Here is a 13,553-nt window from a genome sequence, read left to right on the forward strand (position 1 = left end):
AGATTTTAAACTCTTGCAGGTCTTTTTTATTTTAATTCCTCCAGAGGGTTGTATTCCCAGAGGCTTGCCTCGAAATATAAAGAACATCTTTCAATTCATACTTTGTGAGCTTGCTCCGAGCTCATTGATTGTTTAGGCTTCGGAATAGTTGCTGAGCTCCTGAATTGCATTTTATGGTTTAACCAACAAATTGGTTTGTTCAAACCTCACAGGTTTCGGTTTATCAATAAAGTTGAACTCACAGTCTTTTGGAAAACACATAAAAATCAGCATCAAGGTCAATGGTCTTAATATTAGATTCAAGTTTCATGTTTTTCCATGCGGAAGTAGGGTATAGCCAAATTGCTTCATCGGCGATGCTGACTTGAACTGGCATTTTAAAATCAGCCACAACATTTGCCCAGCGGTATTTCAATTGATTGTTTTCAACGGAATATTCCAAAGTTGGAATTCGTATATCTCGTAGATATTGATTGAAGAATGCGCTCAAATCCATTCCCGATTCTTGACTTATATAATCTTCAATTTGCTTGGTGGTGACCGTTTGATGATAGAATACTTCATTTAAGCCACGCAAAATCTGTCGCCATTTTTGATCGTCATTAATCAATTGACGCAGGGTGTGCAATATATTGGCACCTTTGTAATACATATCGCCAGAGCCTTCTTGGTTTACGCCATAAGGCCCTATGATTGGCTTGTCGTTCTCAATGATGCGACGCGTGCCAATCACGTAAGCAGAGGAAGCTTCTTTTCCGTAAAAATAATCCAAGAATAAATTTTCAGAATACGCTGTGAAGCCTTCATGAATCCACATATCGGCAATGTCCTTGTTAGTGATATTGTTGGCAAACCATTCGTGGCCAGATTCGTGAATGATGATGAAATCGAATTTTAGTCCCCAACCGGTTCCAGACAAATCGCGTCCCAAATAGCCATTCATGTATTGGTTGCCATAAGTCACAGAACTTTGATGCTCCATGCCTAAATACGGGACTTCCACAAGTTTAAAGCCATCCTCATAAAACGGATAGGGACCAAACCAATATTCAAAAGCTTCCATCATTCTTGTGGCATCCTTAAACTGTACTTTGGCCTTTTCTAAGTTAGCGGGTAAAACGTAGTAATCCATAGTTAAATTACCGTTTTCGCCTGCATAGTCTTCCGCAAAATGTACATAATCGCCAACATTCACATTCACACCATAATTATTGATGGGATTGCCCACAAACCAATTGTAGGTCGAAGTGCCGTCTTTATGCTGCTCTTTACTGCGTAGCCTTCCGTTAGACACATCCATCAAATCTTTTGGCACGGTCACACTTATGAGCATGCTATCCACTTCATCGTACATGTGGTCTTTGCAAGGCCACCAAACACTGGCACCCAGACCTTGGCACGAGGTGGCGATAAAATCATTGCCATTGTCATCTTTTTTCCATGAAAATCCGCCATCCCAAGGCGCTCTAACGGCTACTTTGGGGTGGCCTTCATAATAAACCTCCAAATTTTGTGTGCTTCCTTTTGGTTGTGGATGCTCAAGAGTTACAAAATGTGCGTTTCCGTCGCTTTTGAACTGCAATTCCTTACCATCTTGAACGATTTTACTAATGGTCAAAGGCGATTGCAAATCAATTTGAAGGGTCTTTTTTGGATTTAAAACTGTGTATTGAACTGTGTTTTTGCCCTTAATGGATTTATCGTCTGGATTGATTTGAACCTCTAAGTGGTAATAAGTCAAATCCCACCAAGCACGTTCTGGGGTAATGCTGCCACGCAAGCTGTCTTGATGTGTGAATTGTGCCTGTTTATCTGCCATAAGACCTTGGGCGGCTATTGACAAATCAAAGGCTAAAAGCAGAATGCCTATTATAAAGTGCTTCATGTTTTAAAAATGGTTTTATCCGGTTGTTTTCAATTGGAGGATTGAAGTTAACAAAATTGTCGCAATCTTACATCATTTGATTTGCTAAGACCTGATTACTTTCAAACCTGTCCAATAGCGCTGAATTATTTCCGAAGAAAAATAAGCGATTTTGAGATCTTCTAAAGACATTTCGATTAAGATTTCAATCCCTACAGAGGGTTTTATTCCTCGAGGCTTGTTCCGAAATACAAAGAACATCTTTCAATTCATACCCCGCGGTTATTGATGCTTGTTCATAAGCTGTTCTTCGGAAACCTTGCCGTTATTAATAAAAACGCTTTGGGGTGTTTAGACTGAAACCCTTGCAAATTGAAATCGGAATTTTGAAATCCCAGTGGTCTAATGTAAAATTTGCTTCGAGTTGCATTAAAAAATGACTCTAAGTATGGGTTATGCGTATTGCATGTTCCAATTGTACGTAATATCATACCATCCATACATATTTGTTGAGCTTATTTTTAAATTTAAGTTAGTTTTAGGTTGTTTATCAGGGTCTTGTGATGTTCACGATTAATTTTTAAAGATCCTAGCCGATTTGCGCCGGAACCATAATTTTCACAAGGGTCACACCTAATTTTTGCTTAAGGGCAATAATTAGAAGCAAAATACAAACATCGGAACAGTGAAAAGTGAAGTCTGGTTAAGAGGAGTACACCATTCCAGATTAAACGTATGACATGTTTAAGCCTAGAGTGATTTATACTTAACACAATTATCAACTAAAAACTTACACATTATGAAAACTTTAAAAATTACAATTTTATGCAGTTTACTGAGTTTGTTCAGTTTTTCCCAAACGGTACATACCGTTGACAATCGAGACCAATCTGGAGCTCAATTTACAAATTTACAAACAGCCATAGATGCCGCAAGTGCAGGTGACATTATTCAAGTCTACCCTTCAGAGGATTCTTATGGGGCCGTTGATGTTGGGAAATCGCTCACACTTATGGGTTTTGGGCATAATCCTGCCAATACCGACGGGGAAGTCGCTACGATTTCAACGATTACTTTTAGAAATAATTCTGCGGGTTCAGAAATCAAAGGGCTTTCTATATCATCCATTCGTTGTAGCTCTTCTACCACGAGTCCTGACCAGGATAATATTCGCATAATCAACAATCGCATTAATGCTGGCGTAACGGGTTCAACAACCGACAACTTGAGCGATAACTGGGTAATTGAAGGCAACTATTTTACAAGTACCGGTGACAACGTAAACCCTCAAAATGGCACCAATAATTGGCAAATAAAGAATAATTTCATGCGAGGGTATCTAATCTCCTTGAACAATACCTGTATTGTTACCAACAATATTTTTCTCAGCACCTCCAGTTCTGCGATTTTTTTCTATAACAGTGATGGGCCTTTGGTAAATAACAATATTTTCTTAGCTACTGGTACCTTAACCGAAATTGGCACTTCCCCTTCCACCATTACCTTTGTGAGTAACATCACTTACAGTTTTTATGGTGCGACGATTGCCGCACTTGCAGGTAGCAACAATTTAAATAATACAAATCCATTATTTGTGAATGTGCCATCAGATGCTGTAACCGATTTCTATAATAACAATTACGATTTGACTAGTGGTTCTCCAGGAATCAATGCAGGTAGTGATGGAACAGATATCGGTCTTTTTGGCAACAATTTTTTATTTGATCCCAACGGAAGGCCTAACCTTACACCGTATCCAGAAAGTATCACAATTACCAATAGTGTTGTTGCTCCAGGACAAACACTTAATGTGAACTTTACAGCAACTCAAAAACAATAAACATGAAACGTATATTACTTATCATATTTTTGAGTATTGGGCTTGTTTTTAGTGGCTGGAGCCAAATAACAGCAGCCGAGTACTTTATAGATGCAGATCCTGGCATAGGCAATGCAACCAACCTAACGATAAGCTCAGGCAACCAAATAGATACCAATTTCAGTATTCCAACTGTCGGTTTGAGCAATGGATTACACGTCCTGCACATTCGCGTCAAGGGCACGAGTAATGTCTGGAGTTTGTACTATCGTGATTATTTTTATATCCTCACTACTGAAGCGCCTGCAGCGGGTTCAAACTTGAGTGCCGCCGAATATTTTATAGATACAGATCCAGGCGTTGGTAATGCCATTGCTTTATCCATTGCCTCTGGGCAAACAATCGATAACACTTTCAGCATTCCAACCAGTGGACTTGCTAATGGCTTGCATGTACTGCATATGCGTACGCAAGATCTTGACGGTACTTGGAGTTTGTATTACAGGGATTATTTTTACATACACAGCGTAAATAATTTCGTATCCACACCAATTACAGGAGCCGAATACTTTTTTGATACCGATCCAGGTGTTGGCAATGGTATTTCAATTGCCATTACTGAAGGTTTCACGATTGATGAAACGCTGGCGATCCCAGTCCCAGAGGATATGACAGATGGAAACCATTATTTATACATTCGTGTGAAAAATATGGATGATAATTGGTCCACCTATATATTTGCGCTTTTTAGCGTAGACAGCAATTTGTCTGTAGAAGAAATCAATGATCAAGACTTTAAGGTTTTTCCTAATCCTGCACATACATTCCTGAATGTCAAAATTAATTCAGGCTTGGATTATTCGATACAACTATTCGATGTAAACGGAAAGGAACTCATACAAACCAAAACCAACGGCACACTCCATAAATTGGATTTTTCGAGCTATGCCGAAGGCCTTTATTTGCTGCATGTGACTGAGTCAAAGACAGGCAAACGCAGCGTTGTTAAAATCGTTAAATCTTAGGCGTAGAGATTGGGATTTCATTGATTAGTCAAACTCTATTTAGGATATAATCATAACAATTTTGGTCTATTGTTTTTAGACTTCTGGAAATTGCTATTTAAAACTTTTGTGAAAATCATTTTTAAAGGTTTTAAATAGCAATTTTTTTATGTAAACCAATTGTGAATCATTTTTGACTTCTGGAGAATTTATCCGGTTTCTAACATTTAGTAACCGCTCGTGAATAGAGACTACACAGTATTGTTAATTTGATTGGGAAGATAGGATATTCATCTAATACCATTTTCTTGAGAAAGACACTGCTTTAAAAAGCTGAGAATAATGTGGTTCTTCCAATTATACAAGATGCAGTACCATCCATACATGGGATGCGCTATTTCAATATTAAGTGCTTAGATTTAACTTATAGCCCATTCTATATCAGGTCATTGAAGTGATGGTGTAGCGAAAAAAAACTGGGATAAATATTGGTAAATGACCTTTTAATGATCGCGCCAAAGACAAGAAAAGTTAAATTTTTAATATAAAATCCAGTAACATGAAATCTAGATTTAGTGTAGTGATTATAATGATTGCTTTTCTCGCAGGAGGCAGTGCCAATGCGCAATTCTTTAAAAAGTTGAAAAAGAAGGCCGAGCAAGCTGCTGAGCGGACCATTCTAAATAGAGCAGATGAAGAAGTCTCCAAAGGCACCGATAAAACCATTGACAAGGCGATAGAAGGAGACGCTAACAAACAAAAAGACTCCTCTAAGTCGAGGGACGCCATGAACAAAAGGGCCATGTCTGTTTATGGCGGCGATATGAATGATATTCCTGAAACCTATAAGTTTCAATACATCATGGATATGAAGATGACCACCAATAAAGATGACATGCGCATTAATTATTATATACAGCCCAACGCGAGTTATTTTGGAACTGCTGTTCCATCTGGTCAAGACAACAACAGTGTGGTGGTCTATGATCTTGCGAAGGAAGCCATGGTTACGTTTATCGATGCCAATGGACAAAAGATGGCTATGAAAGTCAATATGCCATTAGATGAAAAAATGCAAGAATCAATAAAAAACGGGCAACTAGGTCAAGACGGGTCTGCCGAGGATGTTGAGGTCACACCACTAGCGAGCAAGACCATTTTGGGCTATCACTGTAAAGGCTACCAAATCAAAAATGAGGATGGCAGCACTAAGGTCTATATTACTAATGAAGCACCCGTAAGTTTTGTAGGCATGTTTGCCAATATGAAAGACATGCAAAAAAATATGGGCTCATCAGCGATTCCGTTTGATGAAAATTCAATGATGCTGGAAATGGAATATAACTCCAGTACCCGGAAAAAAGAGCGCATGCATATGATTTGCACTGCAATAAAAGAGCAGTCTTTCAGCATAAGTAAGGCTGATTATAATTAGTGTTAATTAACGAAAAACAGAGGAGTTGGCTATGCTAAGATATTTCCACTTGATTTTTTAAAATGGGGTATCCCTGAAAGCATTTATTTGCAAAATAGGGGATGCTCACATTTTCGATTAGTTACAATGTTGTATAAATAACCTTTAAATAATACTCCCATGAAACAAATTTTACTTTTAAGTTTTTCGTGCTTCGTTTTTTTTGTTCCATCAAAAGGTCTAAGCCAAACCGTTTACAAGGTCGATGAGAAAAAAATCTTCTCTTGGGACAGTAATGTTCCAGATTGGGAACAGGAAATCATAGAATCTTATGCTTACGCCAACGGTGGCATTAAGGAAACCACGATATTGGGGCTATTATTTCCAGGCTTGGAAACTGTATACCGCTTCAATAAAGTATATAATTCCAATAATGACATTGTTACAAATACGAATCAGTTTTGGAATGAATCCACCAACCAGTGGTTTGATACTGAGATATCAACCTATGCTTACGACGGTTCAAACAATTTGACCAGTAGGACCAGGCAAGCTTACGATTATGTTACAATGGCACTTGTTAATAGCACGAGAGAGATCATTACGTATTCTGGGACTAATATCCAAACGCAGACGTTCCAGGTATGGAATAGTTCAACCGCTACATGGGAAAATGATGAGCTTCTCGAGTTATTCTATACCTCGGGTTTGGCAACTTCTGGCGTTTACAGCATCTGGGATTCAAATAATGCAGCTTGGGAGCAAGATGAACAAATTACCGTCACCTACAACCTTAATGACTTGCCAGAAATGGTGCTTACCGAAACCTATGATGGCAGCAATTGGTCCAACGCAGAGCTCAGCCTATTTACCTATTCCGGGCTGTTGGAAACAGAATTGCTCAACCAATTTTGGAGTGGGTCTGATTGGGTAAATCAAGAACGTGCGTTGAGTACCTACGATGCCAACAATAATCGTAGTGTCTATATTTTTGAGGATTGGGACGCCAACCTTGACAATTGGGAGCCTTCTTATAAGGAAGAGGTTTCCTATTCTGAAGCAACATTGAGCCTGGCAAATCAAAACTTATTTAAAACGCGTCTATTTCCAAACCCTGTCAAAGATGTTCTAAATATAGAGTTTAGCTCTGGTTTTTCTACTGAAACAAATGTAAGTCTTTATGCATTGGACGGAAGACTCATCTTCTCCAAGACCATTGATCCATTAGAAATCAAATCCAATTTGAACTTGGAGTTTTTGGCTCAAGGAACTTATATTCTGAAAATGGGAAATCTAAAAACCCAGCGAATTATTAAGAAGTAGTGGCTATTTTTAGATGATGATGGTTGCAGGTAAATTCACTCGAATAAATGCAAAATAGTTAGACAACCGAGTCCGGTTTTGAACTTGAGATATTAATTTTTAGAAAAGATTCCATTTGTAAGAAGAACATTGTTGAGAAAATTATTAAGAATTAAAGACAACATTAAGCCAGCACTATCTATGGGATTGGTTACGCCATTTTCTAAATAACCACAGCCCCTTAAAAATGTCTCGTGGTCTATATAGGTGTTTTCAATACTATTTATATTTGAAAATAAGCGTTCATTCAATTCTTTAGAATTATAATTATAATAGGTCTGGTTCATTTCAGAAAATGAAAAAGTTGGCTCTTTAGTAAATAGTGTATCCATAGAGACTAACACAGATTCATACACTAGTTTTGGTTCTAATTTTATATCGGAAAATAAATACGATTTCTTATCTAAATCTTGAGAATAGATGCATTGAAGTGTAACAACCATAAATACAAGAAATCTGATAAATTTCATAGCTAGTTCTTTTTAACACGAAGTTGATTTATTTTAGAATAATCTGTAACCCCATGTATAGATGGCATATCCATAGAAAGTATAATGGTTTTAAACCCCAAATTCTCAAGCTTTTTTTTGTGTTTAATATAGCGCACGCCTAATTTTTTATAATCTACTGAAAACAGAAAAACAGCTACTATTTCGTCATTTTGGTCTAAGATGTCATTTGAATGCAAATTTTTAAGAATTAGGTCAACTTCGTAATTTTGTTGTTCTAATAAATTAGAAACAAGTTCATAAGAAAGTTGTCCAAACAATTTTTTTGGCGGGCAATAAGATTCGAGCTCGTTTGCTACTTCGTCTATGGTTATTATTTTATCTTTTCTAATAAAATAAGTGAACGCAGGAAAATAGAAAATGGTTTTTTTGGTCGCATCTAACGTATAATATATTTTTGTGCTATCTATAGCATATTTCCTATCTATGTATTCAAAATAACTACTTTTATCACTAAATCTAGTATCAATTTGTCCTTGGCTCGTTAGAGCCAAGAAACAAGTCAATATCGTAAATTTTTTTTTAATGTTCATTTGTATAAGGTACAATATATTTAAAAAAGTCGCCTTCAATAATTTTAAGATAAGATCCATTCTACTAATTTAATTTTACTTGTTAGGTAAAAACCTACACCGACATCAAGTGTTGTAAAATCAGAAGGCTGATGATTAGGTGGGCCAACACTATTTTTGTCGAAATAAAAGACAATTTCATTCTTTACAGGGTCATAAACACCTACTGCTTTTGTTTCTTGAGTTGTACTATTGTAAGCTGCGTTCTCGGTTCTAGGCGAAACTTTAGGTGTATTTGGTTCACAGTCAAAACTTATATTTAAGTTAGAATCATAACAGAACCCAAAACCACAGCGCAAGTACCTTTTTTTGCCCCAGCTTTCTTGAATAAAAATAGTTCATTTTCAAAAGTAAATTTCAAGTGCTGTCCTGCTCCACAAAAGAAGTTTCTAGCCTGTATTTCTGAATTTGACTTTTGCTCATTTATTATTGATTCATCGCTATCGTTTGAACAAGCGGATAAACTGAAAGCGACGACAAAAAATTGAATTTTAAAGAAGTCAATTTTAAAATAAAAACAAGCACTTGTTTAAGTTGCAACGCTGTTGTCAAATCACATATTGAGAGGTTTTTTAATTTCTCAATTTGCTCATTTCCAAGCATCCAAAGAAATAGAATAAAAACCAATCAGACAAATTTTCCTACAAAATAAAAACCACCGCTCAACCCAGGCCAAGCCTATAGACTACGGTAAAACCGTAACTGAAAGCCTAAAATCCTCAAAACTTTAACATTTGACTGTTAAAGTCTATTTTTTTTCATGCAAAAGCGTTTTTTTTTGTGATGAATTCGTGTCGTAAATAGTAAATTATACAGTGAGCGAGAAAGCGTTTGGTATTTTAACCTTGGGTTTTGGTTTTAGAAGCGGTACTCTAATTTTAAAAGCACAAACCTTGGCAGTAATCTATACTCGGTTGTTGAACTTCCAATATCACTGATTGAGAAATTTCTAAACCTTTTGGTATTGAACAAATTTTTGCCAGTAAGACCCAAAGTGAGTTTGTTTTCAATAACTTTATATCTTGCATCAAAATCCAAAAAATAATATGTATTATCTGTTTGTAAATTACCAAAATAATAGCGTTCTGATTGTAATTGAAAATCAATTTTCTTATTAAAGACCAATGATAAATCCAAAAAGCTCACGTTGTTTGTAAATGAATTATTAATAGTGGTTTCTATTTCTATCGTATTCCATTTTGTACCAATATGATAATTGAAAACACCACTAAACCCTGAACGCAATTCTAAACCATAATTGTAGTTGTATGAAGTTACTCGTCTCAGGTCAGAATTATTAACAATGTTTTTAAATTCACTTTTTGTATATGTTAAATCTAGCTTTAAATTAGAAGATATAAATTTGAAATAATAATCAAGTTTAGAATCAATACTTATAAATTCACGGTCTTTAATTAGTATTTTTTCAGCCAAATTAAAGTTTTGATTTAATGCTGTATTGGTTGAAAAGAAATCGTGGTTTTTGCTATATAGAATAAATGTATTTGCAAAAAAGCGGTCACTCCAATTACCGAGTTGGTAGTTAAACACGAAACTTGAAGCATCTAATTGATTAAAATTTCCTGCTCCTTTTGAAAAGGAACGAAAACCAGTTAAAACAAAATCATTAAATACATCTAAAACTGTTGCATTTGTGGTATTGTAAGAGTATGAAGATGTTATTTTGTTGTTGTCATTTATTTCTAAATCAAAACCTAAACTTGGGTTGATGAAAAACGGATTTTGACTTGAAGCATTTCCATTATTATCTAAACGATTAAAAAGTTGATCAACGTTTAGTTTTCCAACTATACCAAAATCATCGATTTTTAATCGGTATTTGCTTTTGAGATATAAGTCGTTAACTTGATAGGTCGTTTGGTTTTGATAATCGTTTGGTTGTTCTAAAACTGTGTTGTTTTCTAAAAGCGAAAATGTGGTTTGTAATTTATCTTTTCTAAACTCGTTGCCTAATTGTAGTTCAAGTAAGTTTCCATTATCCTTACGGTCCAATAAATGTGCATTTACGCCAACATATTGCATTTGGTTGATACTACGTTGATTCACATTGTTTACATTGGTAGTTGAAGGAAACAAATCTTGATAGAAGAATTGATTAATAGCATAGTTTTGAGGTGTTTTTTCGTCAATAAAACGTCCTGTGACTAAAAAAACTTTTTTGTCTTTAAACTTATTTGTGTAATTTATTTTTTGATCGAAAAGTGTGTTTTGGTGTTGTAGATTCTCAATCGTAGAATTACCATTAAACACTAAATTAGAACCATCATTAAAAGTACCGTTGTTATATTTTGTTGTAGCTTCAAGCATTTTAGTTTTAGAAATGTTGTAAGTAATATCCAATTTGCCAAATGCAACACTGTTTTTATTTTGCAGTTGATAATCTTCAATATTGGTAAAATTTGTACCGTTAACATCAACAATATTTATGCTGTTTCTAAAAAAGTCGGTTTCATCCCAATTAAAAAAACCGAGTGTTTTTATTTTTAGCTTTTCGGTTGGATTAAAAATAGCATTTAGAGAGACTAATTCCGCATTATTGAAATTAGTTCTGTTTTGTTTAAAATTAAGGTGGCCTGGCGATAAATTAAGAAGTGAATGCACACTTTGATTATCTCCTATACTTGCAGGCTCGTTCCTACGAGATGGACGAATTAGGTTTTCTATATCTCCTGTGGCGTCATAACCAATTGAATTTAGATTAGTGAAAAAGTAGTATTTATTCTTCTTACCAAAATTCATTAAATTACTTCTTAACTCATAAAAACTATCATTGCCAATACCTGTCTCAACATTGCCAAACCAAATACGTTTTGATTTTTCATCGAGTTTTAAGTTCAATGCGACTTTATTACTTTCTTCTATACCCTTTAGTAAGGGGTTATTAGAATAGTTCTTCAAAACTTCTACCTCTTCAATTGGATATGCAGGCATGTTTTTGGACAAAATTCTGTACCCATTTTCAAAAAGGTCATCGCCATCTATCATTAATTTTTCTATTTCTTGATTACCTATTTTAATGACGCCATTATCATCAACTTGCAATCCAGGAATTTTTTTCAGGAGATCTTCTACTGTTTGTTCCGAACCGTTCACAAAAAACTTTGTCTTAAAACTTATTGTGTCTTTTTTTATGTTAATAGGGTTTTCAGCTTGAATAATAATTTCGTCCAAATCAAGAGTTTTTTCTTTTAGAATAACCTTGATTTTTAATTCTTTCTGATATTTAGTTAGTTCAATAGGAATTAGCTTCTTGTAGAAGCCAAGTGAAGTAATTAGTAGGTGTAATTTTCCAAAAGTATCCGTTTGAATGTCAAAATGACCATTATCATTAGAATAGGTGTAAGATAAGATTGCATCATTTGTACTATCCTTTAATATGACATTGGCTGAACTTATAATGTTTTCATTTTCATCGATGACTAAACCACTTATTTTAGTCTGTGAGAAAAAATGTAATGGAATGATAAATATAAAAATTAGACTAAGCCATTTATTTTTCCCATTCATATATCTTTTCTATACCTGAGCGTGTTATTGTTGTTTCTGAGAGTGTTACACCTTGAGGAACTCTAGCCTGACTTCTTTTTAAGTGTTCTTTTATTTGTTCTTCCGCATCATCCACAACGGTTTGATAATTAATCATTTTCATATCTTCCGGATAATTGAAGTTAACTGCTTTTGTATAAGGAAATTTAATTTTTGTAACGCTCCAATGAAATATATTAGTGTCATTAACATTGTAAACTTCAAGAATTAAACCGGGTAAACCCTTAAATTTCCATGGTCCAAATGGTAATCCAATATCCTCAGTATACCAAGCGATTATCTCAGAACCTCTAAAATTAGCTCTTGCTTTTTTACAAGTGAAATCATCTATTTTTTTGGTTTCATTCTGTAATTCCCAATTGAAACTAGATAAACTGTCTTTGATAATAGTGATTTCTTCATTAAATTTTTGTGTGAAGTATATAATATCTGAATTTTGATTCATGTAAAAACGAGTAGCATCTAATTTTATTGTTTTTTGAGATACTGTGATTTTATTGCTATACTCATCAAATGTGGCAATATTTGTATTCTTTTCATTTTCAATTAAAAGAGAATCGATTATATAAATAGCTTTATCCTTTTCTGCTATCAACGTCTCCGTGTTTTTAAAGTTATTTTTTGTTGCTTGATATTCAACTAAAATTGTTTTGTTTTTTTGACTAAATCCTTCTTGAAACGATAGGATAACCGAAAATAATAAAATGTATTTATACATATTCATATTATGTTAAAAACCAACATCATAATGTGATGTTGGTTTGTTTAGAATTTTTATAGTGCATTTAGAAATGCAACATGTTCATTTGCTTTTTCCACACAATTTGAATACGAAGTTGTGGTTGTTTCGTAATTTTGAGACGTTGTGAACGTTAACCCATTTTGTAAAGTTGTCGTAGTCTCTGTCGTGTATGTGCAAGTACCAAATATCTCATAAACTTCATATTTAGTAACTGAACATTCATCATTTGCGAAAGCAAATGATCCTATTAGCATAAATGCTAATGCAAAAAAGGCATTTTTCATAATTTCTTGATTTTTAGACCCAATAATAAGGTCGACTAAATTTATTTTTGTGAGAAGTCAAGAAGTCAATTTAAAAATAAAACAAACACTTGTTTAAGTTGCAACGCTGTTGTCAAATCACATATTGAGAGGTTTTTTAATTTCTCAATTTGCTCATTTCCAACCATCCAAAGAAATAGAATAAAAACCAATTAGACAAATTTTCCTACAAAATAAAAATCGCCGTTCAACCCAGGCCAAGCCTAGAGACTACGGTAAAACCGTAACTGAAAGCCTAAAATCCTCAAAACTTTAACATTTGACTGTTAAAGTCTATTTTTTACTTGCGAAAGCGTTTTTTTTTTTTCGTAAGCAACAATTTGAGTCTTCTTTTTGAAGGCTGTATTTCAAATGTTATAAGATTTATGCTGCTGAAT

10 protein-coding genes are annotated in these 13,553 nt (G+C 34.6%); 4 read left to right on the plus strand and 6 right to left on the minus strand.

What is annotated here, in order from left to right; genetic code table 11:
* Positions 1-238 precede the first annotated feature (238 nt).
* Positions 239-1,885 (minus strand): M1 family metallopeptidase, encoded by a 1,647-nt coding sequence (locus ESY88_RS10395; protein ID WP_147086704.1) that lies wholly within the window; start codon positions 1,883-1,885, stop codon positions 239-241.
* A 778-nt stretch (positions 1,886-2,663) separates the two neighbouring features.
* On the opposite strand from ESY88_RS10395, the gene ESY88_RS10400 reads away from it, so the two are divergent.
* The 4 genes from ESY88_RS10400 to ESY88_RS10415 all read left to right on the plus strand — a co-directional run bounded on the left by ESY88_RS10400 (position 2,664) and on the right by ESY88_RS10415 (position 7,424).
* Positions 2,664-3,704, plus strand: coding sequence for a right-handed parallel beta-helix repeat-containing protein (locus ESY88_RS10400; RefSeq protein ID WP_147086705.1), 1,041 nt, complete (start codon positions 2,664-2,666; stop codon positions 3,702-3,704).
* A 2-nt stretch (positions 3,705-3,706) separates the two neighbouring features.
* The gene (locus ESY88_RS10405; protein WP_147086706.1) at positions 3,707-4,708 is read left to right on the plus strand and encodes a T9SS type A sorting domain-containing protein; all 1,002 of its coding nucleotides are present in this window, start codon (positions 3,707-3,709) and stop codon (positions 4,706-4,708) included.
* Between the two features lie 538 nt (positions 4,709-5,246).
* Positions 5,247-6,122 (plus strand): DUF4412 domain-containing protein, encoded by an 876-nt coding sequence (locus ESY88_RS10410; RefSeq protein WP_147086707.1) that lies wholly within the window; start codon positions 5,247-5,249, stop codon positions 6,120-6,122.
* Positions 6,123-6,281: 159 nt separating this feature from the next.
* Entirely contained in the window at positions 6,282-7,424 is a 1,143-nt protein-coding gene (locus ESY88_RS10415) for a T9SS type A sorting domain-containing protein (protein WP_147086708.1), read from the plus strand.
* A gap of 92 nt (positions 7,425-7,516) precedes the next feature.
* Here ESY88_RS10415 and ESY88_RS10420 read toward each other — a convergent pair whose 3' ends face one another.
* The 5 genes from ESY88_RS10420 to ESY88_RS10440 form a co-directional block, all read right to left on the minus strand.
* Positions 7,517-7,795, minus strand: coding sequence for a hypothetical protein (locus ESY88_RS10420; RefSeq protein WP_147086709.1), 279 nt, complete (start codon positions 7,793-7,795; stop codon positions 7,517-7,519).
* Between the two features lie 140 nt (positions 7,796-7,935).
* On the minus strand, positions 7,936-8,505 hold the full coding sequence (locus ESY88_RS10425) for a hypothetical protein (protein WP_147086710.1): 570 nt from the start codon (positions 8,503-8,505) through the stop codon (positions 7,936-7,938).
* Between the two features lie 44 nt (positions 8,506-8,549).
* Complete coding sequence (locus ESY88_RS10430) at positions 8,550-8,843, minus strand: hypothetical protein (protein ID WP_147086711.1); 294 nt, start codon at positions 8,841-8,843, stop codon at positions 8,550-8,552.
* Between the two features lie 559 nt (positions 8,844-9,402).
* Positions 9,403-12,072 carry a carboxypeptidase-like regulatory domain-containing protein gene (locus ESY88_RS10435; protein WP_147086712.1) on the minus strand — a complete coding sequence of 890 codons (2,670 nt, stop codon included), beginning with the start codon at positions 12,070-12,072 and terminating at the stop codon, positions 9,403-9,405.
* Positions 12,056-12,829, minus strand: coding sequence for a GLPGLI family protein (locus ESY88_RS10440; RefSeq protein ID WP_189702578.1), 774 nt, complete (start codon positions 12,827-12,829; stop codon positions 12,056-12,058). Before ESY88_RS10440 ends, ESY88_RS10435 begins: the two co-directional genes overlap by 17 nt.
* Positions 12,830-13,553: the final 724 nt, after the last annotated feature.

Origin of the sequence: Subsaximicrobium wynnwilliamsii (assembly GCF_007997225.1) — a bacterium.
Taxonomy (GTDB): Bacteria; Bacteroidota; Bacteroidia; order Flavobacteriales; family Flavobacteriaceae; genus Psychroserpens; species Psychroserpens wynnwilliamsii.